This window comes from Sphingomonas sp. Leaf34, from assembly GCF_001421805.1.
Classification (GTDB): Bacteria; Pseudomonadota; Alphaproteobacteria; order Sphingomonadales; family Sphingomonadaceae; genus Sphingomonas.
Window position 1 is genome coordinate 339722 of the sequence record NZ_LMLC01000004.1, and the last position, 22253, is coordinate 361974.

General features: G+C 66.6%; 20 protein-coding genes. 7 read left to right on the forward strand and 13 right to left on the reverse strand.

Annotation, left to right across the window (positions count from 1 at the left end):
• Positions 1-123 precede the first annotated feature (123 nt).
• The gene (locus tag ASF00_RS13045; protein WP_055879756.1) at positions 124-2511 is read right to left on the reverse strand and encodes a hypothetical protein; all 2388 of its coding nucleotides are present in this window, start codon (positions 2509-2511) and stop codon (positions 124-126) included.
• 201 nt (positions 2512-2712) lie between these two features.
• Here ASF00_RS13045 and ASF00_RS13050 point away from each other — a divergent pair, with 201 nt between their 5' ends.
• The 4 genes from ASF00_RS13050 (at position 2713) to ASF00_RS19055 (ending at position 7396) form a co-directional block, all read left to right on the forward strand.
• On the forward strand, positions 2713-4650 hold the full coding sequence (locus ASF00_RS13050; RefSeq protein WP_327196361.1) for a TadE/TadG family type IV pilus assembly protein: 1938 nt from the start codon (positions 2713-2715) through the stop codon (positions 4648-4650).
• Entirely contained in the window at positions 4647-5234 is a 588-nt protein-coding gene (locus tag ASF00_RS13055) for a TadE family protein (protein WP_055879763.1), read from the forward strand. Before ASF00_RS13050 ends, ASF00_RS13055 begins: the two co-directional genes overlap by 4 nt.
• A 14-nt stretch (positions 5235-5248) precedes the next feature.
• A complete protein-coding gene (locus ASF00_RS13060) occupies positions 5249-5893 on the forward strand; it encodes a TadE/TadG family type IV pilus assembly protein (RefSeq protein ID WP_235525801.1) in 645 nt (214 codons plus the stop codon).
• A gap of 183 nt (positions 5894-6076) precedes the next feature.
• A complete protein-coding gene (locus ASF00_RS19055; RefSeq protein WP_235525802.1) occupies positions 6077-7396 on the forward strand; it encodes a hypothetical protein in 1320 nt (439 codons plus the stop codon).
• 309 nt (positions 7397-7705) lie between these two features.
• Here the strand turns inward: ASF00_RS19055 and rplL are convergent, their stop codons facing one another.
• The 9 genes from rplL to ASF00_RS13110 form a co-directional block, all read right to left on the reverse strand.
• Positions 7706-8080, reverse strand: a complete 375-nt coding sequence (gene rplL, locus ASF00_RS13070; protein WP_031392842.1) for a 50S ribosomal protein L7/L12 — start codon at positions 8078-8080, stop codon at positions 7706-7708.
• Positions 8081-8144: 64 nt separating this feature from the next.
• The gene (gene rplJ / locus ASF00_RS13075) at positions 8145-8660 is read right to left on the reverse strand and encodes a 50S ribosomal protein L10 (RefSeq protein WP_055879768.1); all 516 of its coding nucleotides are present in this window, start codon (positions 8658-8660) and stop codon (positions 8145-8147) included.
• A 277-nt stretch (positions 8661-8937) separates the two neighbouring features.
• Positions 8938-9711 (reverse strand): HesA/MoeB/ThiF family protein, encoded by a 774-nt coding sequence (locus ASF00_RS13080; protein WP_055880524.1) that lies wholly within the window; start codon positions 9709-9711, stop codon positions 8938-8940.
• A gap of 5 nt (positions 9712-9716) precedes the next feature.
• A complete protein-coding gene (locus tag ASF00_RS13085) occupies positions 9717-10187 on the reverse strand; it encodes a hypothetical protein (RefSeq protein WP_055879772.1) in 471 nt (156 codons plus the stop codon).
• On the reverse strand, positions 10184-10621 hold the full coding sequence (gene dut, locus ASF00_RS13090; RefSeq protein WP_055879776.1) for a dUTP diphosphatase: 438 nt from the start codon (positions 10619-10621) through the stop codon (positions 10184-10186). Before dut ends, ASF00_RS13085 begins: the two co-directional genes overlap by 4 nt.
• Entirely contained in the window at positions 10618-11805 is a 1188-nt protein-coding gene (coaBC, locus tag ASF00_RS13095) for a bifunctional phosphopantothenoylcysteine decarboxylase/phosphopantothenate--cysteine ligase CoaBC (protein ID WP_055879779.1), read from the reverse strand. Before coaBC ends, dut begins: the two co-directional genes overlap by 4 nt.
• Before the next feature lie 10 nt (positions 11806-11815).
• Entirely contained in the window at positions 11816-12919 is a 1104-nt protein-coding gene (locus ASF00_RS13100) for a hypothetical protein (RefSeq protein WP_055879782.1), read from the reverse strand.
• Between the two features lie 25 nt (positions 12920-12944).
• Complete coding sequence (ubiB, locus tag ASF00_RS13105) at positions 12945-14480, reverse strand: 2-polyprenylphenol 6-hydroxylase (protein ID WP_055879785.1); 1536 nt, start codon at positions 14478-14480, stop codon at positions 12945-12947.
• 265 nt (positions 14481-14745) lie between these two features.
• Complete coding sequence (locus tag ASF00_RS13110; RefSeq protein ID WP_055879786.1) at positions 14746-15498, reverse strand: class I SAM-dependent methyltransferase; 753 nt, start codon at positions 15496-15498, stop codon at positions 14746-14748.
• A 56-nt stretch (positions 15499-15554) separates the two neighbouring features.
• Here ASF00_RS13110 and mutM point away from each other — a divergent pair, with 56 nt between their 5' ends.
• From mutM to dnaA, 3 genes are all read left to right on the forward strand, one after another.
• On the forward strand, positions 15555-16370 hold the full coding sequence (gene mutM / locus ASF00_RS13115) for a bifunctional DNA-formamidopyrimidine glycosylase/DNA-(apurinic or apyrimidinic site) lyase (protein ID WP_055879789.1): 816 nt from the start codon (positions 15555-15557) through the stop codon (positions 16368-16370).
• A 108-nt stretch (positions 16371-16478) separates the two neighbouring features.
• Positions 16479-16742, forward strand: a complete 264-nt coding sequence (gene rpsT / locus ASF00_RS13120) for a 30S ribosomal protein S20 (RefSeq protein WP_031394736.1) — start codon at positions 16479-16481, stop codon at positions 16740-16742.
• A 437-nt stretch (positions 16743-17179) separates the two neighbouring features.
• Positions 17180-18706 (forward strand): chromosomal replication initiator protein DnaA, encoded by a 1527-nt coding sequence (gene dnaA / locus ASF00_RS13125; protein WP_055879790.1) that lies wholly within the window; start codon positions 17180-17182, stop codon positions 18704-18706.
• 230 nt (positions 18707-18936) lie between these two features.
• On the opposite strand, the gene trpS is transcribed toward dnaA, so the two are convergent.
• Genes trpS through secB form a run of 3 tightly spaced genes read right to left on the reverse strand, consistent with a single transcriptional unit; the run spans position 18937 to position 22069 of the window.
• On the reverse strand, positions 18937-19944 hold the full coding sequence (gene trpS / locus ASF00_RS13130; RefSeq protein WP_055879793.1) for a tryptophan--tRNA ligase: 1008 nt from the start codon (positions 19942-19944) through the stop codon (positions 18937-18939).
• Positions 19945-19952: 8 nt separating this feature from the next.
• On the reverse strand, positions 19953-21518 hold the full coding sequence (gene murJ / locus ASF00_RS13135) for a murein biosynthesis integral membrane protein MurJ (RefSeq protein ID WP_055879797.1): 1566 nt from the start codon (positions 21516-21518) through the stop codon (positions 19953-19955).
• A 26-nt stretch (positions 21519-21544) separates the two neighbouring features.
• On the reverse strand, positions 21545-22069 hold the full coding sequence (secB, locus tag ASF00_RS13140) for a protein-export chaperone SecB (RefSeq protein ID WP_055879801.1): 525 nt from the start codon (positions 22067-22069) through the stop codon (positions 21545-21547).
• Positions 22070-22253 lie beyond the last annotated feature (184 nt).

Here is a 22253-nt window from a genome sequence, read left to right on the forward strand (position 1 = left end):
GGGAGGTGTCTGGCCCTTGCCAGACGGAGGGGGAGGAAAGGGCAACGCCTGTGCGGTGTCCGCCCCCTCCGTCACCTACGGTGCCACCTCCCCCTGGCGGGGGAGGATTGCACTGGGGAACCGCTAGCTTTTCACCGCCACCGTCGCGGTAACCGCCGGATCGTCGCGCAGCTTTACGAACAGCATACCCCCAGCCGGCTTGGGCACGGTCAGAGAAGCCCCAGTAAACCCCTCGGGCACCCGCACCGCATCTGCAAACCCCGCATTCGCCGCGACCGAGTCGATCAGGAACAGGTCGCTCCCCGCCAGCGTGCACACATCCTTGCACGTCACCCCGGCCAACCCCGGCACCCGCACCAAACTCGTCAGCGGGACCCAGTCGCCGGCCACGCCGTCCTGCACCAGCCGCCACCGGAGCGGCCCATGCGCGGACACCCCCAGCGCCTTGCCCGGCTCGACTGAGGCCACCGCGATCCGTTCGTCCTGCACGGTCAGCCCGCGCCCCGACGCGACGCTGGTCGTCGGCCCACCGGCCACCGCGTCGATCTCGACGCTGTCTCCCGCCGCAAACCGCGTGGTCCCTTCGGCGCGCAGCGAGAAGGTGATCCGGGCATCCTGCGCGATCGCGGTATCGCCCGCCAGCACGACCGGCAGGCCGGGGGCGGGGGGCGTAATCACGCTCTTGGCGATCAGCGTCGCCTTGGGTCGCGCCGCCGCGACGGTGACCTTCACCGACCGCTTTCGTCCATCGGTCAGCGTCACGACCGCGGTCTTCGCCTGACCAGCCGCGAACTTCGGTGCCGTCTCCGCGGTCAGCCCCAGCAGATCGCCCTTGTCCGCCCGCACGACCGCGCCCGGCTTGAACGCGACCCCGTCGATCGTCATCGACGCGACCAGATCGAGCCGCGTCCCCGCGAGCGTCCCCGCCGTATCGCCCGCATACAGCGTCAGACCATCGATCCGCCCCGCCTCGGCCAACGCGGTCAGCGCGATCGTCTCGGGAGCCTCGACCCCATATTGTTTCACCAGCAGCGTGAGTTTCCCCGGCGCGGTCTTCGCAAGCGGCAGCGTGAGCCCGATCCGGTCGCCGCTCGTCGTCCATGCCAGCGGCACGTCACCCGCCGCACTCGACAGTGTCACCGCCTCGACGCAACTCGGCGTCGGTCCGGCCAGCGCCACCGGATTGTCGCGCCCGACCACCAGATTCTCGGGGTCAGTATCGACCATCTGCCAGCCGCCGGCGCGCGGCACCTGCAGACGGAACCGCGGCCCGTCGAACGGTGTGAACCCCCAGCGCCCGTGCAGCGCCGCATCGGTCACGCTGCTCAAGCCCGCGGTCCGCATCCCCACCTGATCGAGCACATAGCCGCCGCGCTCGGCATCGGCCTGCACGGGCAGCTCGACCACGCCCCCCTGCGGCGTCGTTACGCGCAGGCTCATGGCGTGCGCGAACTGCGTCGCATAGATCAGCGGCGCGCCCTCGACCGGCAACACCAGATCGGGCTTGGCCGCGCAGACCAGCCGGTCGGCTTCCGCGCGGCGCAGCGTCGGAGTCTGCGGCGTCCCCGTCTCGATCACGGGCATCGCGACGACCATCACCGATTTCGGGCTCGCGAACGACGGCGCCGCGTTCAGCAGCAGCGCCATCTTGTCGTCGCGCAGACGCGCCAGCGCGGGGATGTAGCGGAACTGAGTCGACTGGAACGCGCCGAAGATCTTCGCCAGATCGCGCACCACGCCGATATACGGGCTGTAATAGCCGAGCCCGCCCGCCGGCGTCGCACTCAGTTGCAGCGCCAGATCGGTCGGTGCGCCCACCAGCGTGTCCGCCAGCGTCGAGCTCTGGCCATCCGCCAGCACGAGCGAATCGCGGCTTTGCGTGAGGCAGGAGGCCTGCAGGTCGGCGGCGAGATCGAGGCATTCCGCCTTCAGCTTGATCGCCAGGCTGCGCGACAGCAGCGGCGACACCGCCTCGATCCGCTCGGGCTGCGTCCGTTCCAGCGCATGGATCCCGTCGAGGAACGCATCGAGCCTCGCGCGGTCGAGCGATGCCTGGTCGAGGTCCTGCACCGCGCGCACGAACGCCCCCGGCTGCTTGCGCACCGCGGCGACGACCGCATCGAACCCGCCGCTGTCGGGCACCAGGAACACCACCAGCTGCCGCGCGCCGTCGGGTACCTTCAACGCCAGTGCGGCCTTCTTCGCCTTCCACGTCTCGGCCTTGAAGAACCACGATTTCGGCGGCGGCTCGGTCGCGCCGCGCAGGAACGCGGCGACGAGCAGATAGCGCGTGCCATCGTCCTTCCTGCCCGTCGGGAGGTCGGCCGCGATCGAGACGCGCTCGCCGGTCGCGAGCTTGGGGACCTGCGCGATCGGCAACGTCGTTGTCCCGTGGGTCACACCGACGCGCAGGCTCGGCCCAGTCAGGTCGAACGGCGCGGGATCGGCCTGCGCGGCCATCGGCACGAGCAGGGCGGCGATCAGGCAGGAGGGGAAGAGTCGGAGCTTCATCGGGGCGCGATCTCGGATTGTCGACGACAGGGTGTGTCTCGCAGGTGTGCGCCCGGGCGGTGTCGATTTTGAGGCACGCGAGGTGCTGGGGCGGCCACCGCAAGCCACGTTCAAAAAGGTAATACTAACCGTAATTTAATGTCCGCCTGCGATTGAACCAAAATGAACGTAACCGGGTCCGATCCGGTTCAAGGGGGATGGATGCTACAGGGCAAGACACGAGCCAGCGGCCCACGAGGGCCGCTCGGCAGCGCATTACGGCGCCTGCCCAGTAACCGCAGGGGATCCGCGATCGCCATGATGGCGGCCGGGCTCATCCCTGCAATCGCGGCGCTGGGCTCGGCGATTGACGCCGGGCGGGTCTACATTGTGAAGTCGCAATTGCAGACCGGCGTCGACGCGGCGGCGCTCGCCGGCGCGCGCGCCTTCTCGGTATCGGGCACCGCCAGCAACTCGCGCGAGAGCCAGGTCGCGGCCTATTTCAGCGGCAACTTTCCCGACACCTATATGGGCGTCACGAACCTGAAGGTTTCGCCCGCGTTCACCGTGATCAAGGACATCAACACCACCACGGTCGTCGCCACCGCGACGCTGCCGATGTCGTTCATGCGGTTGTTCGGCTTTGCGCAGCAACCGATCCGCGCGATCGCCCGCGCGGCAATCAACCCACACCCGCTCGAGGTCATGATGGTGCTCGACAATACCGGTTCGCTCAAGGCCAACCTGCCGCGCGATTCGAACGGTGTCGTCAAGACCCGCATCACGGCGCTGAAGGACGCGGCGAAAAGCTTCAACGAGATCCTGTTCCAAGGCAGCGACACGCGCAAGGATCTGGCGATGGGGTACGTCATGTACGACATCACCGTGAATGTCGGCAAGTTGCTGACCGACTGGCGATTACCGTCCGTCCGCCAGATGTTCGGGTTCAACGACGTGATCGCCAACACCTATGGCGGCACATGGCCCGGCAACAAGCTCGGGTGGAAGGGGTGTGTGTTCGGGGATGACACGGTCAAGGATCTGACCGCGACGCTGACGTACCGGGATCCGAACGCGTGGGATATCGATCGCACGCTGCCGGGTGAGGGCGCGCATCCGCCGGTAAAGCCCTATTTCATCCCGCCGATGTACGTCCCGCAGATGCCGGGTAACGCGATCGCGACCGGCGCTAAGGCGAACCCGTCGAGCGCCTATTATAGCGTTGCCAATGTCGAGCCGAACAACAATCTCTACAAGTTGCACCCCAGCTATTACGACCAGATGCTGAACCTGGATTTCTACGGCAACCAGTTCGCGAACAACCCGTACCGCGAGGCATTCTACGACGCCTATATCGACCTGAACGACAACGCCGCCAAAGCCGACAACGACGTGATCGTCCGGGCGGACAATGGAGGCTTCTACGATCCGTCGAGCAACCCGTGGAATTTCACGACGCGCACTGGCACGCAGTTCCGCGTGCGCTACGACAGGATCCCCCAGTTCAACAACTGGAAGGACGCCACCGAATATACCGTCAACCCGCTCGGCGGCAGCGTCGACGACGGCGGACGGAACAAGACCGAGTTCCCGTCGCCCAACTGGCAATGCCCGGAAGCAGCAACCGCGGTCGATTACGGCCGGTCGCGCAGCTTCTACGACGACGTCATCGATCGCCAGAACGCCGCGATCTATCCCGCGAACGGGACGTTGCACCACGCCGGGCTGCTATGGGGCTATCGGTTACTCGTGCGCGACGACGTCTTCAAGCGAACGCCGCCCCGCGGGCAGGAGGAACCCAAGCGCGCGCTCGTGTTCATGACCGATGGCGAAACCGCGCTAGGCGCAAGCCAGAACGGCTATGAGGACCGGACCTGGACCTTCTACGGCAACTATGCGGACTCGCCGATCTCGGCGAGCAAAGGGGGGCTTATCGGACAGTCCGAACGGCGGTTCGCCAAGACCTGCGCCGCGCTCCAGGCGGAGAACAATGCGCCGAAGGTGTACATCGTCGCGCTGACGACGACCGACCGGAACACGCTGGCGATGTTCGAGCAGTGCGCGCCGGGGCACGTCTATCAGACGTCTGACACCGCAACGCTGAAGGCGGCGTTCGACGATATCGCGTCCGAACTCGTCGATCTCCACCTCGTCCAGTGACGGTTTCCGCTAGGCTGCGCACCGACGTGCGCGGCGTCACCATCGTCGAGTTTGCGATCATTCTGCCGGCGATGCTGTCGCTAATCTGCGGCGCGATCGAGTTCGGCCACATGTTGTTCGCGCGGGTCGTGCTGGAGGGCGCGGTAACCGAGGCTGCGCGCGCCGCGACCGCCACGCTCGAAACCAAGGAATCGGAGCGTACCGCGATTATGCGTGCAAGCATCGCCAAGTCGATGAGCGATTTTAACACCGCGCCAGGCAAGTCGATCGAGATTGTCACGACCGTCTATCGCAATTTCAGCACCGCATTCCCCGAAACCTACACCGACTCGAACGGCAATAAGCAGTATGACAAGGGCGAACCCTATGTCGATCGCAACCGGAACGGCATGTGGGACAATGCGACCCCGGTCGCCGGCAATACGCTGGGCGGGCCCGGCGACGTCGTGAGTTATACCGTGAAATTCCCCAAGCGGGTCCTGTTCGGGTTCGTGGGGAGCGCAATCGGCTATGGGGCGGGAGTGATCCCGTTGTCGGCCGCGACGGTGGTCCGCAACGAAGCCGTCGTGACGAGTGCGTCGTGAGGCGCGCGCCGCTGTTGACAGCGCTGCTGCGTACGCTCCTGCGCACGCGGCGCGCCGTCGCGATGCTCGAATTCGCGCTGGCGCTTCCGCTTTTCCTGGGTTTCATGCTGACCGCGATCGAGTTCGGCAACTACATCATGGCCAATAACCGCGTGCAGCGTCTTGCCGCGATGAGCGCGGATCTCGTCGCGCAGAGCGGTACCGGCGATATCGGTATCGGCGAGGCCCAGATCTACGACCTGTTCAGCGCAGTCGACTTGACCGCGCGACCCTATGATCTGCGCAATGACGGGCGGATCGTCATCACCGGGGTACGCGGTACCGACACCGACAAGAACGGCACGACCGAGAACCAGATACTGTGGCAACGCTTCGACGGCGGTTATGTCGTCGCGCCACAGGTGGGCTGCAACAAGACTATCGCCACCGCGTCGCTGCCCGCTGGTCGGCAGTTGCCGCTCGGTGAGATCTTGTTTCACGTTCAGGTCAGCTATCGCTATCGGCCGATCATGACGGATATCCCGTTCCGCATGCTCTCGCTGCCGGTCAATTTTACGCGTATCGCGATGTTCCGCGCGCGCAACAAGGATTTCCAGTCGCCGACGCCCGACGAGCGGTTTCCACCCAAGGACAAATGCACGACCGCAAGCGGGCTTTGAGCGATCGTCCGGCCACTGTGCGTACCGGGCGGGCGGGGAGGCGACCGGCCTAGCCTTCCGAACCGTCATCACGTTTCACCGCTACCCCGGTGCGGCTCGTCGCATCGCGGGTTGCCGTCGGGCGTCGTTCAGCCTCCCCCGCCCACAACGCCGCCACGACCGCGCGCAGGGGATTTTTCGACGATGACGACCGATCGCGGGGCGCTGGCCGCCCTGCTCGCCACCATGACCGTGCTGACGTCGGCGATCCCGGCGATGGCGCAGACCGAAAAGACCGCGCCGGTCCGCGGGCTGGAGGGGCTTGCCAATCCTGCCCCGCAGACCACGACGATCCCGATCCCCGACACGCCCAAGATCGCGCTGCCGACCGAGACGCCGGTACCCCGCCGGGCGGCCCGTCCGCGCGCGAAGGACGAGTCCGCCCCGGAAAAGACCACCGCCGACCGTCCCGCCGCACGCGACGAGCAGCAGACCCGGCAAACCCGTCCCTCGACGACGGCGACCCGCTCGTCGGCTACCGAGCCTGCGCCGGTGACGACGCGTACGCCCGAGACGGTATCGCCGCCGCCAGCACAAGATGTGACGCCAGCCGACACGCAAGCGGTAGCTCCCCAGCCGGTCGCCCCGCAACCGTCCCCGCAACCCGCAGCCGAGCAACCCGCACCGGCTCCGACCCCCGTCACGCCGGCCCAATCGACGGTCTCCGCACCGGAGATGGGCAGGGCGATGCCGCTCTGGCTCTCGCTCGTGGCGATCGTCGTGGTGCTGGGGGCGCTCTGGGCACTTCGCCGCACGCCACGCGGACGCAGGCAGGACCGGATCGAGGCCGAACCCGTCGTCGAGCCGATCGCGCCACCGGCCCCGCAGCCTGTTGCGCCCGCTCCCGTCGTCGCGCCGGTCGAGCCCGTGAGCACTCCGGTCGCTCCCGCCGCTGCGCTGCCTGCCGTCGCGGTCGCAGCACCGCAGTTCCTCGAACCCCGTGCAAAGACGCCGGCGGCTGCACCGCGTGCGCGCCTGACCTGCGATCTCCGCCCCTTGCGTGCGGGTCTCAACATGCTCAGCGCGACCGTCGAGTGCGAGCTCATCGTCACCAACACCGGCACCGTGCCCGCCACCGCGATCCGCACCGGCGTGGCGCTCCTGACCGCGCACGCAGGCCAGGACGCTGATCTTGCCCAGTTCAACGCAAGCCCGGTCAGCCGTCCGGCCGCGCCGCCATTCGCACTGGCGCCGGGCGAGACGCGCAAGATCCGCACGGTCGTCGCGATCGCACGAGAGGCGATCCAGACGATGACCGCCGCCAACCGGCCGATGTTCGTCCCCGTCGTCGCCACCAACATCCTCTACGCCACCGCGGGCGACGACGCGCAGACCGCGCGTGCGTGGGTCATCGGCATCGAACGCGTCGACTCCGCCAAGCTCGCGCCGTTCTGGCTGGATGGTCCCGCCAAGATGCACACGAGCGTCGCGGCACGCCCCCACGCGGCGACCTTTGACCGCTAGGCGTTGGCGGCCGCGCTCTTCGGGGCGCGGCGGAGCGAGGGTACACCGTTAGGCCGCACCAGCATGTAGGTTCAAAGGGTCGGTCGGCGCTCCTGCGGACCCCGCCGGGATCGCCTTACGTGTCAGCCGCCCATTCACGCTGAGAGTACGACACATACGAAAAAGGGCGACCCCATCGCTGGGGCCGCCCTTTTTTTAGCTGCGGCCAGCGGGGGCAAAGCCCCTGCTTCGTCGGTCGGCATGAATGCCGCCGGCCGGCCTTGTGGGGAGTGCGCTTTAGCGTGGCTAAAGCGTCTCTCCCGCTGCGGCTTACTTGACCTCGACGGTCGCGCCAGCTGCTTCGAGCTGTGCCTTGATCTTGGCGGCTTCGTCCTTCGACACGCCTTCCTTGACGGCCTTGGGAGCCGACTCGACCAGCGTCTTGGCTTCGGTCAGGCCGAGCGACGTGATCGCGCGGACTTCCTTGATGACGTTGATCTTCTTGCCACCGTCGCCGGTCAGGATGACGTCGAATTCGGTCTGCTCTTCTGCTGCAGGAGCAGCTGCGCCGCCGCCTGCTGCCGGTGCTGCAACCGCTGCTGCGGCCGAAACGCCCCACTTCTCTTCGAGCAGCTTCGAAAGCTCAGCTGCTTCGAGAACGGTCAGTTCGCTCAGGCTCTCAACGAGTGCGTTCAGGTCTGCCATGATAAATCTCCATCTCGGGGCACATGCCCCATCAGTTCAAAAAGTAACGAAAGAGCCTGCAAGATCAGGCGGCTTCCTTCTCCGCGTAGGCGGAAAGCACGCGCGCGAGCTGCGCTGCCGGAGCCTGCGTGATCGTCGCCAGCTTCGTGGCGGGTGCCACGATGAGGCCAACGATCTTGGCACGCAGTTCGTCCAGCGAGGGCAGCGTTGCGAGCGCCTTCACACCGTCGACGTCGAGGGTCGTCGCGCCCATCGCCCCACCCACGATTTCGAACTTGTCGTTCGTCTTCGCGAATTCCACGACCACCTTGGCGGCCGCGACGGGATCGATGGAGCTGGCCAGACCGACCGGACCCGTGAGCATGTCGCCCAGCGAGCTGTAGTCGGTGCCGTCCATGGCGATCTTGGCAAGCTTGTTCTTCGAGACCTTGTAGGTCGCGCCGGCGTCGCGCATCTTGTTCCGCAGCACAGTAGACTGTGCGACGGTCAGGCCGAGGTTGCGCGTCACAACTACGACGCCGACCTCGGAGAAGGTGCGGTTCAGCTCGGCTACGGCCGCGGTCTTTTGATCACGATCCATGCCATTCTCCACGTTTTCAGGTTCACCATTTGCATGGTGGACCCGGTTACTAACCGGAGGCGCAGACAAGCCCGCGTCTCCGGGTGTCTCGTCGATGGGGCATGGGAGAGGGCAGGCGCACGAGGCACTCCGCAAAATCTCATTCCCCGTCTAGGTGGGAGATTAAGCGCCGGCAAACCCGGTGCACCCACTGTCTCGGACGGAGTTCGACGAGCAAGCCCGCCGAACGAAGCCGCGCCTTAGCGGAATTGGTGGGGGAGTCAAGGCCGCGCGGGGTCTACTCGGCTAGCCGGGCGGGCCCGGATCCGCAGCCCCGGCAGCCCGGATCCTTGGGCAGCCTGATCGTCCGGAACCGCAGCGCCAGCAGATCGATCAGCAGCAGCTTGCCCGCCTGATCGTCGCCGAACCGCGCGATCGCGCGCAGCACTTCGAGCGCGGCAAGGCTGCCGAGCACGCCCGTGACTGGCCCGAGGACGCCATCCTCGGCACAGCTCGTCTCTGCGCGCTCCGGGGCGTCGCCGACGAAACAGCGATAACACGGCTTGTCAGCTTCCCACCCGCGATAGGTGGCGAGCTGCCCTTCGAACTGACCGACCGCGGCGGACACCAGCGGGATGTGCAGCGCATGCGCCGCGTCCGCCACGCAGAACCGGGTCGCGAAATTGTCGCAGCCGTCGAGCACGACATCGGCCCCGGACAATAGTTCGGCGGCATTGGTGGGATCGATCCGGGCGCCGTGAGTCGTGACGGCGACGTGCGGGTTGATCCGCCGCGCGGCATCGGCCGCCGTCGCGACCTTGGCCGCGCCGGTATCGGCGGTCGTGAAGATCGTCTGCCGCTGAAGGTTCGAGGGCTCGACAGTGTCGTCGTCGATCAGGGTCAGCCGACCGATGCCCGCGGCCGCGAGATACTGGATCACGGGGGAGCCGATGCCGCCCGCACCGACCACCGCGACCGTCGCGGCCTTGAGCCGGGTCTGGCCGGTGCCGCCGAATTCCTTCAGGACGATATGGCGGGCATACCGGGTCAGTTCGTCATCGGACAGCGTCATGCCGGTCAATTGCCCGTCCATGCAAAGGTCATGCTGGTGCGGTACCAGGTATCGCCCTGCGGATCGCCGAGGTCGAGCGAATCGCGTGGCGTCCCGACAAGCACGCCGGCGGCATATTGCTCCACGGTCGGGCAATCGATCGCGCGCGGCGTGACCCGGCGCAACCGGCCCTGCGGCGTCGCGAGCACCGCGAGATCCAGCGTCAGCGTCCAGCCGCTTTCAGTCCGGACCGCCTTGTCGCATCGTCCGGCAAGCACCTCGCCGTGGACATAGGTTGACGTATTCGCCTGCGTCGTCGCGGACCGGCGCATGCGCAGGACGGGCAGCCCGCTCCAGTCCTGCGGGGCCAGCGGGACGCCGGTCGACGGGCCGCCAGAGGACGGAAGGCTCGGGACCGTCGTCGGCGCGGGGATGGGCGGTGTCGTCTGGGCGGTCGTCGCGACAACCTGGAGCAGGGCGAGCAGCGTGGCGATCATCGGCCGGTCGATCCGAAGCCGCCTGCGCCGCGGGCCGTGTCCTCGAGCGCGTCGACTTCACCGACCGACGCGCGCAGCACGATCGCGGGGACGAGCTGCGCGATACGGTCGCCGCGCGCGATCGCGAACGGCGCGTCGCCGAGATTGGCGAGGATCACCTTCACTTCGCCGCGATAGTCGCTGTCGATCGTGCCGGGGGTGTTGAGGCAGGTGACGCCGTGCTTGAGCGCGAGGCCGGAGCGGGGACGGACCTGGACTTCGTGACCCGCGGGAATCGCGATCGCAAAGCCGGTCGCGATCGCGGCGCGCGTGCCGGGGGCTAGCGTCAGCGCTTCGGCGGAAACGACGTCCATGCCCGCGGCGCCATCGGTGGCATAGGCAGGCAAAGGCAGGCCTTCGCCATGCGGCAGGCGTTTGAGTTCGATATGAATCATGGCGCGGCTTCTAGCGCATCGGCGATGCGCTCCGCCAGTCGGGTGGCGACCGCGTTCTTGGGCAGCCGCTCCCAGCTTTCGACGCCGGTTTCGGTCACGAGGTTGACACTGTTGTCCGCGCCGCCCATCACGTCGCCCGACACGTCGTTGGCGACGATCCAGTCGGCGGTCTTGCGCACGCGCTTGGCAACCGCGTGTTCGATGACGCGCTGGGTCTCGGCGGCGAAGCCGATCAGCAGGCGGGGACGGTGCGGGCTGCGCGCCAATGTCGCGAGAATATCGGGGTTTTCCGCCAGCGTCAGGATGGGCGTGGCCTCGCCCTTCTTGATCTTCTGCGGCACCGAATCGACGTGCCAGTCCGCGACCGCGGCGACCATGACCGCGGCATCGGCGGGCAGCGCATGGTCCACCGCGTCCGCCATCTCGCGTGCGGTCTCCACGTCGATCCGGTCGACCGCGGGCGGGGTGGGCAGCGTCACGGGGCCCGCAACCAGAGTCACGCGTGCGCCGAGCCGTGCCAGCGCTGCGGCGATCGCGAAGCCCTGTTTGCCCGACGAACGGTTGGCGATGTAGCGAACCGGGTCGATCGGCTCGTGCGTCGGTCCTGCCGTGACGAGGATATGGCGGCCCGCCAGCCGTTTCGGCGCGGCAGGGGCGAGCATCGCCTCGATCGCGGCGACGATCGCGGGCGGCTCGGGCAGGCGACCGGGGCCGTATTCGCCGCAGGCCATCATCCCCTCGTCGGGCAGCATCACCGTCACGCCGTCGGCGCGCAACTGGGCGACGTTGCGGACCGTCGCGGCATGACTCCACATCCGCACGTTCATCGCCGGCGCGACGAGGACGGGCTTGTCCGTCGCGAGCAGCAGCGTCGTCGCAAGGTCGTTGGCGAGCCCGGCCGTCATACGCGCCATCAGGTCCGCGGTCGCGGGTGCGACGACGATCAGATCCGCCTCGCGGCTGAGCTGGATATGCCCCATCTCGGCCTCGTCCTTAAGATCCCACAGCGTCGTATAGACCTTGTCTTCGCTGAGCGCGGCGAGCGTCATCGGCGTGACGAAATGCTGCGCGGAGTCGGTCATCACGCATCGCACCGCATGACCGCGAGTCTTCAGCAGGCGGATCAGCTCGGCGGCCTTATAGGCAGCGATCCCGCCACCGACGATCAGGAGAATGCGCGTCATGATAGCGTCCCTAGCGGATAATCCGCGTCACGGTAATGCGCCGGCTGTCTTGCGCGGCGTGGACCAGATCGCGCAGGCCGTCGGGAACGAAGACTAGCCCGGTCAGCAACAACGGTGTCGCCAGCAGCGCCCAATGCTGGGTATCCTCGCGTGAGAACACAGCGATCAGCAACGCAGTCAGGACAATCGTCGCAAGCGCCCGAGGAGCGAGCGGATCGCGCCACGTCGCCCAGCCGAACAGCGCCATCCCGATGATCGGCGCGGCAAGCCACCCCGGCATCCAGGCAAGCGCAGGTACAGATGTCGCCGCCGACACGAACGCGCCAAGGCCTAGCCATCCGGTCCAATCGAACAGCCTCGCGTCGAGCGGTCTGACGACCTGCGCCACCGCCTGCGCGTGGACCGCAAGCACGATCACGATGACGAACAATACGGCCGCCCAGCCGAGTGCTTCGCGGCGCCGTTGTTCGACCAACGCGAACGCCAGCATGACGATCGGATAGAGCATAGCGACTGCGCAGATCACCGCGGCCGCCAGCCCCAGGGCGACGGTATCGAGCGGGCGATCGTACCGCCTCACCCCGAGTGACAGCGCAATCGCGAGCCCCGCCCCCAGCTCGGGCAATGGTGCGAACGAGGGCCTCAGCAGCGGTGCCAGGCTGACGAACAGCAGCAGCGCAACCATCGCCCGCGCGCCGCGTGCCTTCAGCGCGGGCTGGACCCGCGCATACCACTTAAACGCCACCGCAGCGGTCAGCAGACAGAGTATCGCCATCGCCACGATATCGGGCAGCGCCGCCTGGATCACCACGGGCGTCGGCAACGCGAACGCGGCGAATGGCGCAAGCGGATAGCCTCCTGCACGCAGCGCCTCCGCCGTTACCGCGTAGTAATTGCCGCCGTGACGAACGCCTTCGACGATCGCGGCGTAGAAGGCGGTATCGGCCTGATCGGGCGACGCGGATAGCCCAGCGATCGTGATTGCTACCATCACCGCGAGAAGCAGCGCCAACGCCGCTAGGACGCCACGAGCGGCCGGTTGGGTCATGTTGGCGAACCGCGACGGCGTTGCCAACCAGATCGGGATCAGCGCGCGCCGCATCGGTTCGGCCAACGCAATAGGCAGGCGCGGCGCAGCGTCACGTCAGACCGAACCAAGTTCCCGCGATGCCGACGAGCGCGGCGACCACCGCCACTACCGCATAGCGCCAGCCGCCGCCGATCCGAATTACTTCGATCTCGCGCAACGGTGGAGTGGGCGGGGCACCGCCCGGGGCAGGATAATGCGCCTCGATCCGGCGGACCAGTTCGGGCAGCCGGGTCAGCGTTTGGAGATCGGCGATCAGCCGGTCGGCGATGATCGCCTCGGGGCCGAGTTCGCCGCGAATCCAGTCACGCACGAACGGTTCCGCGGCTTCCCAGAGGTTAATGTCGGGGTTGAGGCTGGTCGCGACGCCCTCGACCATCACCATCGTCTTCTGCAGCAGCAGCAGATGCGGCTGCGTCACCATGTCGAAATCGCGCGTGATCGAGAACAGGCTGTCGAGCATCATGCCGATCGACATGTCCTTGACTGGCAACCCGCGCATCGGCTCACCGACCGCGCGCAGCGCGGTAGCGAATTCGGCGACGTCGTGATGCGCGGGCACATAGCCCGCCTCGAAATGGATTTCGGCGACACGCTTATAATTGCCCGTGATCAGGCCGTAGAGGATCTCCGCGAGCCAGACGCGTGCGCGCCGGTCGATCCGACCCATGATGCCGAAATCGATCGCGGCGATGCGGTTGCCGGGCAGCGCAAACAGGTTTCCCTGATGCATGTCGGCGTGGAAGAAGCCGTCGGCGATCGCCTGGCGCAGGAACGCGCGGACCAGCGTCTGCGCGAGGCCGGGCAGGTCGTAGCCGGCCTCGACGAGCGCCGGGCGGTTCGACAGCTTGATGCCGTCGATCCACTCGATCGTCATGACCTTGGCGGTCGAGCGCGCCCAGTCGATCGCGGGGATGACGAAATCGGGCTCGGCGGTCATGCCCTCGGCGAGCTCGGACGCGGAGGCGGCTTCGCGGCGGAAGTTGAGTTCGCGCAGCGTCCAGCGCTTGAACGTCTCGATCGTCAGCCGGGGGCGCAGCCGCATCGCCTCGGGGCTGAGCGCCTCGAGCTGGGCGGCGGCCCAGCTATAGGTGTCGATCGCGCGCGCGAAATCATCCTCGACGCCGGGGCGGAGGACCTTGACCGCGACCTGGCGTCCGTCGGTGGTAACCGCGCGGTGGACCTGCGCGATCGACGCGGCGCCGACCGGGATCGGTTCGATGCGCGAGAACAAGGTCTCCAGCGGCTTGCCGAAGCTTGCGAGCATCGCCGCCTCGATCGTCGCGTAGGGGACGGGGGAGAGCTGGTCCTGCAGCCGCAGCAGGTCGTGCGCCGCGTCCTCGCCGACGAGATCGGGGCGCGTGGCGAGCGTCTGACCGAGCTTGATCGCAGCGGGGCCGATCGCCTGGAACGCATCGGCATAGCGCGGCACGGCAGGCACGCGCGCGCCGAACCGGGCGATCCGCGCAAGCCGACGGACGGGCGCCGGCGTGTTAGGATCGCGCTCGATCCCGCGCAGCGCGCCGTGGCGAGCGAGGATGCGGCCCCATTTTAGGAGCCGCCAGACGTGGGTGGTCGAGGCGGTCACAGGCTGGGCGCACCCGAACGATAGATTGGTTCACGCGAGGGCGCGAAGCCTGTCCTGAGCTGCGCCGAAGGGGCGCGAAGAGAGGTTAGAATGGGTTCGCGCGGAGGCGCGGAGGCGCGGAGGGGGTGCGCCTCGCCGCGGCTGCTGCTTTTCATCGCCGACGAAGGGTGAGTAATGCGCTGTCGCGCGGACGCCAACCTTGCTCTCCGCGTCTCCGCGTCTCCGCGTGAACCCCTCTTCGCGTCTTCGCGCCTTCGCGTGATCACTAAATCTTCCAGCCCGAGTGGATCGCGACCAGACCGCCCAATAGCGGCTCGACCTTGGTCTGCACGAAGCCCGCATCCGCGATCATGCCCTTGAACTTGGGCATGTCCGGGAAGCGGCGGATCGACTCGATCAGATAGCGATAGCTGTCGGCGTCCTGCGCGAGCAGCTGGCCGAGCTTCGGGACCATCTTGTGCGAATAGGCGTCATAGACCTCGGCAAAACCCGGCCACACCGTCGTCGAGAATTCGAGACAGTAGAATCGCCCACCACGCCGCAGGACGCGGTGCGCCTCACGCAGCGCCTTGGGGATGTCGGTCACGTTCCGGATCCCGAACGCGATCGTGTACGCATCGAAGAACCGGTCGGGGAAGGACAGTGTCTCGGCGTTCGCTTCGGTCCACACCAAGCCGTCGAGACCGCGCTTCTGCGCGCGCTCCATGCCGACTTCGAGCATCTGCGGGTTGATGTCGGCGACCGTGATCGACGCGCCCGACGGCTCCATGCGGAACGCGATGTCGCCCGTGCCGCCCGCCATGTCGAGAATCTGCTCGCCCTCGCGCGGTTTCACGCGGCGCACGAAGCGATCCTTCCACAGCCGGTGCATGCCACCCGACATCGCATCGTTCATAAGGTCGTATTTGCCCGCGACGTTGGAGAAGACACCGCCGACGCGCGCGGTCTTCTCGGTGGCGGGGATGTCTTCGTAGCCGAAGGAGACGGTGTCTGGTGCCGGAGCGATGGGGACGTTCATGCCCTGCGCTCTAGCCGCGCCTTGTGGCGCGAGCAAATGCAACCTAGCTGCAAACCGTGCCAGAGTTACCAGAAGTCGAAACCACCGTGCGCGGGCTGGAGCCTGTACTGATAGGCCAGCGCCTGACCTCAGTCGAACCGCGCCGCGCCGACCTGCGCAAGGCGATCCCGGTCGACCTGCGCCAGCGGATGACCGGGGCGACCGTCACCGCGCTCGGGCGGCGCGCGAAATACGGGCTGATCGACACCGATCGCGGTGATACGCTCATCTTCCACCTCGGCATGTCGGGGCGCTGGCGAGTCGATCCGAGCGAGCTGCTGCCGCACGATCATCTGCTGATCGGCACGGAGGCGGGGCGGGTCGTCGCGCTCAACGATCCGCGGCGATTCGGCTTCCTCGATCTCTGGGCGACCGATGACATCGCCCGGTATCCCCCGTTCCTCATCATGGGACCGGAGCCGCTCGGGCCCGGGCTGACCGGAGCGTATCTGCTCGAAGCGCTCGAAGGGCGCGGCGCGTCGATCAAGGCGATGCTGCTCGACCAGCGAATCGTCGCCGGGCTCGGCAACATTTATGTGTGCGAGGCGCTGCACATGGCAAAGATCGCACCGAGCAGGGCGGCAGGGCGGATCTCGCTGTTTCGACTCGAGCGACTCGTCGAGGCGATTCGCACGGTGCTGACCGCCGCGATCCTGGCTGGCGGCTCGTCGCTGCGCGATTACGTGCGCCCCGACGGCGAACTCGGCTATTTCTCGAAGCAATGGCGCGTCTATGGTCGCGAAGGCGAAGCGTGCGACTGCGGCGCTACGGTCAAGCGGTGCACGGAGGGTGGGCGCTCGACCTTCTGGTGCCCGCGTTGCCAGAAAGGCTGAGCGAAGTCGGTTGACGATTCGGCTCGGAGTGGCTAGGGCCGCGGCTTCGAGAGGGCGTAGGAGCAATCCGGCGCCCCTTTTTATTCATTCGAACATCCAGAGGGCTTCATGGCGAACACGCCGCAGGCGAAAAAGCGTATCCGTCGCAACGACCGTCGCGCGGAAGTGAACGGCAACCGAGTCGGCCGTATCCGTACCTTCATCAAGAAGGTCGAGGCGGCACTCGCGTCGGGCGACAAGGGCGCAGCGACGACCGCACTGGCCGCGGCACAGCCTGAGCTTCAGCGTGGCGTCGCCAAGGGCGTGCTGCACAAGAACACCGCGAGCCGCAAGTTCGCGCGTCTGACCAAGGCCGTCACTGGGCTCGCATAAGCGAGCGTCCAGGGTATAGGCATCGTCGAAGCGGATCACCCGCCGGGCATCCCCGGCGGGTTTTTTGCGTCTGCGAACATAACCCAGGATAAGCTGTCGGAATCCGAGGATTCCCCGCGATTCGAGTGGTGCACAATTCCGTCATGACAAGATCAAATTCGCAAAAAATACGTAAACACAGCGACTTATAAAAATATCGACGCATTTCCGCGGGTTGATCAAGTCAACCCGCTTTATTTCGAAAATGTGACGTATCCAGGCCTTGCTCGGATCGCCGATCGCTTCATAACGGGGGCACAGCGACGGTGGTTTCCACCGCTGCATCATACAAACAGGGCGAAGATGCCGGATGACCCTTGGGGTCGTCGGGGGGACCATTTTCTGTCGGAATTATATCACCAGCGCGATGCGTCGCGCGGGGTCGAGGAAGTGTGCGCGTGACGAAGTGGCAAGGATCTGTGACGCACGCGACCGAGGCCGAGAAGGCCTGGGTCCGCGTTCGGACGTCCTTGCGCGAGTCTGCTGGCACACGGCTGTTCGAGCAGTGGCTCAAGCCGATCGAACTCATCCGGGGTGAGGATCGCGACACGATCCGCCTCGCGCTACCCTCGGCGTTCATGACGAACTGGGTCCGCAATCACTATGCGGACCGACTCGCGCTCGAATTCAAGCAGATCCTGCCGAACGTCCGTACGGTGCAGATCGAGACCCGCGCACCAGGCCGCGCGCCTGTCGTGCTGGCGATCGAAACCATGCCCGTACCGGACCTGACCGTATCGACCCCCGTACCTGCCCCGATACCTGCAGGCGCCGTCGCGGCGCCGGCGGTGGAGCCTGCACCGCCGCCCGTCCAGACATCGATGAAGTTCGGTGTTGACCCATCACTAAAGCCCGCGCCTGCGGTCGTCGCGGCACCCGTGCCGGTTGGTGTACCTGCCGAGCGTCCGCCGCTCGACCCGCGGTATACGTTCGCGCGATTCGTCGTCGATCCATCGAACAAGGTGGCGTTCAACGCGGCCAAGGTGCTCGCCGAGCCCGGCCCGGTGCGGTTTAGCCCGCTATTTCTTCATAGCGGCACGGGGCAGGGCAAGACCCACCTCATGCACGCGATCGGCCATGCGTTCCTCGAGCATAATCCGCACGCAATCGTGCTGTGCATGTCCGCTGAGCGCTTCATGTATGATTTCGTCGCGTCGATGCGCGCGCGCGATACGCATGCGTTCAAGCAGCGGCTGCGCGGCGCCGACCTGCTGCTGATCGACGATCTCCAGTTCATCGCCGGCAAGGACGCGACGCAGGAAGAATTCTTCCACACGGTCAACGAGATCATGGCTGCGGGCAAGCGGCTGGTGATCTCCGCCGATCGCTGCCCGCAGGCGCTCGAGGGCGTCGAGGCGCGGATCGTCAGCCGCATGTCGGTGGGGCTCGTCGCGGACATCAAGGCGCCCGACCTCGTGCTGCGCCGGACGATCCTCGACCGCAAGCTGGTCGACCTGCCCGATATGCGCGTGCCGACCGACGTGCTCGACCTGCTCGCCAGCCGCATCCATGCGAACATCCGCGAACTGGAAGGCGCGCTCAACCGGGTCGTCGCCTATGCGCAGCTGACCGGGGACACGATCGATCTCGACTTTGCGGTCGCCACGCTCGGCGAGGTTTTGCGGGGCGCGCAGAAGCGCGTGACGATCGACGAGATCCAGAAGCTGGTGTCGGCGCATTTCGAGCTGAAGCCGCTCGACCTGATTTCGGCGCGGCGCGCGCGGGCGGTCGCGCGGCCGCGCCAGATCGCGATGTATCTGGCCAAGCGCCTGACGACGCGGTCGCTGCCCGAGATCGGGCGGAAATTCGGCGGGCGCGATCACTCGACGGTGATCCACGCGGTGCGCAAGATCGAGGAACTGCGCGATTCGGATCGCGATATCGACGCTGCCGTGCGCGTGCTGATGCGCGAGCTGGAAGGCTAGGGCGAGCCTTCTCTAGTTCTCCCGCGAAGGCGGGAGCCCAGTCTGGGCCCCCGCCTTCGCGGGGGTCCATGATCGAACGCCGTCAAAAATAGCGACCGTCATCCCAGCGAAAGCTGGGATCTTCTCGTGTGGCGGATGTCGCGTGCAACGAGAAATACCCCAGCTTTCGCTGGGGTGAAGGTCATTTGTCGAAAGGTCGGCTAGAGTTGCCGGGCGAACCCGGCCGGGCCTCAGACTTGCAACCCCATCGCGTCTTGCGTCTGCTTGAGCACCGGCGCCGCGAGCGCGCGCGCCTTCTCGGCGCCGGCCTGCAACACCGCGGTCACCGCGCTGCGATCGTCGAGGAGGCGCACCATCTCGTCACGGATCGGGCCGAGCTTGGCCACCGCCAGATCGGCCAGCGCTGGCTTGAACGCACCGAAGCCCTTGCCGCCATATTCGCCCAGCACGCTCGCCACGTCGGTATCCGCCAGCGCGGCGTAGATCGTCAGCAGGTTGCGCGCCTCGGCGCGGTCGCCGAGTTCGTCCGCGGTCGCGGGCAACAGGTCCGGATCGGTCTTCGCCTTGCGGAACTTGTCGGCGATCGTGTCGTCGCTGTCGATCAGCTTGACCACCGATTGCTCGGAGGGGTTGGACTTCGACATCTTCGCCGACGCATCGCGCAACGACATGATCCGCGGCGCGGCCTTGCTGATCAGCGGGGCGGGGAGCGTGAACAGGTCGACGCCGTAATCGCCATTGAACTTGGTTGCGATGTCGCGCGCGAGTTCGAGATGCTGCTTCTGGTCCTCGCCGACGGGCACGTGCGTCGCGTTGTAGAGCAGAACGTCGGCGGCCATCAGCACGGGGTAATCATACAGCCCGACGCTCGCGCCCTCGCGGTTCTTGCCCGCCTTGTCCTTGAACTGAGTCATGCGGTTCAGCCAGCCGACCCGCGCGACGGTGTTGAGCAGCCATGCCATCTCGCTGTGCGCGGGCACGCGCGCCTGGTTGAAAAGGATCGACTTGGCCGGATCGATGCCCGCCGCAATCATCGTCGCGGCGACCTCGATCGTGTGCGACGACAAGTCGGCCGGGGCGATCCATTCGGTCGGCGCGTGCAAGTCGGCGATGAAGAACATCGACTCCCCGCCCTGCGCCGCGACGTCGTCCTGCAGCGTCACCCACTGCTTCACCGCCCCCAGGTAATTGCCGAGATGGAGATTACCGGTGGGCTTGATGCCGGAGACGACGCGCATAGTGAAACCTATCTAGAACGACGCAGAAGCGTGGAGATGTCGCCCAGCCGGAACGCGCCGGTGAGCAATGTCGCGATCGCATAGACGACGCCGCCGGTCGCGACCAGCACCAGCATCGCCCCCCAGCGCTCGACGCTGCTGCCCGTCACGAACGGCTGGAACAGGTCGTTGAGGAAATACATCACGCCGCCCATGATGAGCGCCGCGACCACCAGCCGCCATGTCCGCCGGACCAGCCGCGCGTCGGGAGTGAAGTGCCCGCGGCGGACGAGCGTGCGATACAGCATCGCGACGTTGACCGTGCTCGCGATCGCAGTGGCGAGCGGCGGGCCCATATGGCCGAGCGGCTTGATGAAGGCGAGGTTGAGGACGAGGTTCACGACCATCGACATCGTTGCGTACCGCACCGGCGTCTTCGTGTCGGAGCGCGCATAATAGCCCGGCGTCAGCACCTTCACGAGAATGTACGACGGCAGCCCGATCGAGAAAGCGGCAAGCGCCTGCGCGGTCAGCACGCTGTCGTCGAGCGCGAACTTGCCGTGCTGGAACAGCGCGCCGACGATCGGCACGCCGCACACGATCAGCGCGACGGTGGCCGGCAGCGTCAGAAACAGCGCGAGCTCCATGCCGCGATTCTGCGTCGCCATCGCCTCCGCCTCCTCGCCGCGGCCGAGCTGGCGCGAGATGGTCGGGAGCAGGACGGTGCCGAGCCCGATCCCGATCAGACCGAGCGGCAACTGGTTCAGCCGGTCGGCGAAATAAATGTACGACACCGAGCCCGCAGGGAGGAGCGCTGCGGCGAGCGCGGTCGAGACGACGAGGTTGATCTGGACCGCGCCCGCGCCGGCGGCGGCGGGCCAGATGAGCGACATCAGTTTCTTCACGTCGGGGTTGAGCTGCGGGCGCTTGAGGCGGAGCGAGACGCCCGACTTACGGCAGGCCCAGATCAACCAGCCGAGTTGCAGCGCGCCCGACACGGTGACCGCGATAGCCTGGTTGCGCGCGGTCAGCAGCGGCTGGTGATCGTGGAACAGCAGCAGAGCGGCGATCAGCGTCGCGTTCAGCAGGATCGGCGCCGCGGCGTTGATCCAGAATTTGTGCAGCGAATTGAGGATGCCCCCGAGCAGCGAGACAAGGCTGATCAGCAGCAGATAGGGCAGGGTGATCCGCGACAGGTGGACGACATAGTCGAACCGCTCTGCGCTCGCGCCGTTGAACCCGAAGGTCAGGAGCCATGTGACGGGCCAGGCCGCAATTTCGAGCAGCACGGTCATGCCGATCAGCACCGGCAGCAGTACCGACAGCGCGTCCTCGGCAAAGGCGATGCCGTCGGGCAGGCCACCGCCATTCTTGTCGCCCACCTTCCGATTGAACATCGGAATGAACGCGGCGGCAAACGCGCCCTCGGCGAAGAGCGCGCGGAACATGTTGGGGAGGCGGAACGCGATCAGGAACGCGTCCGACGCGAACCCGGCACCGACGAACCGCGCAAACAGCGAATCGCGTACCAACCCCAGGACACGGCTGGCGAGCGTCAGCCCGCCGACCGATCCCAGCGCCTTGGTCAGGTTCATTTAAATTGCGCTCCGCCCCCGGTCGATCAGGCCTGGCCGAAATCGCCGACGTTCGGCTGAATGCCCTGCTGTTCGGACTGAGTCAGGTACAACTGGCCGAAATCGATCGGCTCGAGCAGCAGCGGCGGGAAGCCGCCGTCACGCACCGCATCCGACAGCACGCGGCGGGCGAACGGGAACAGCAGGCGCGGGGCCTCGCCCAGCAGGAACGGCTGGACATGCTCGGCGGGGATGTTGCGCAGCCCGAAGAGGCCTGCGTACGACAGGTCGACGATGAACGCGACCTGGCCCTCGGTCTCGGCGCGGACGTCGATCTTCAGCACGACCTCGTGCACCTCGTCGCCGACCTGCGCCGCGCCGATGTTGAACTGCACGTCGATCGCCGGCGGGGTCTGGTTCTGGTAGACCGCAGGTGCGTTCGGGTTCTCGAACGACAGATCCTTGACATATTGCGAGATCAGCCCGGCTGCGGGGATCGTGTCCTCGCCGTTGGCGAACGCCTGGTCGCCCATCTGGCCGGGCGCGGTCACGCCATTGTCCTGATCATCCATTCGTCGTGTCCTTGCGAAGAAGCGTGAAATAGGGACCGAAGCGGCACGCTTGCGCGTTCATATCGGTCAGGCGGCTGCGAGTAGCAGTGCCGACCGGGTGTTTCAACGGGCCCGGGTTTGAATAAGCGCAGCTTTGGCCTATGTTAGTCCGAAGATCGGAGGCACGGTTGTTTTACGTAGTTCT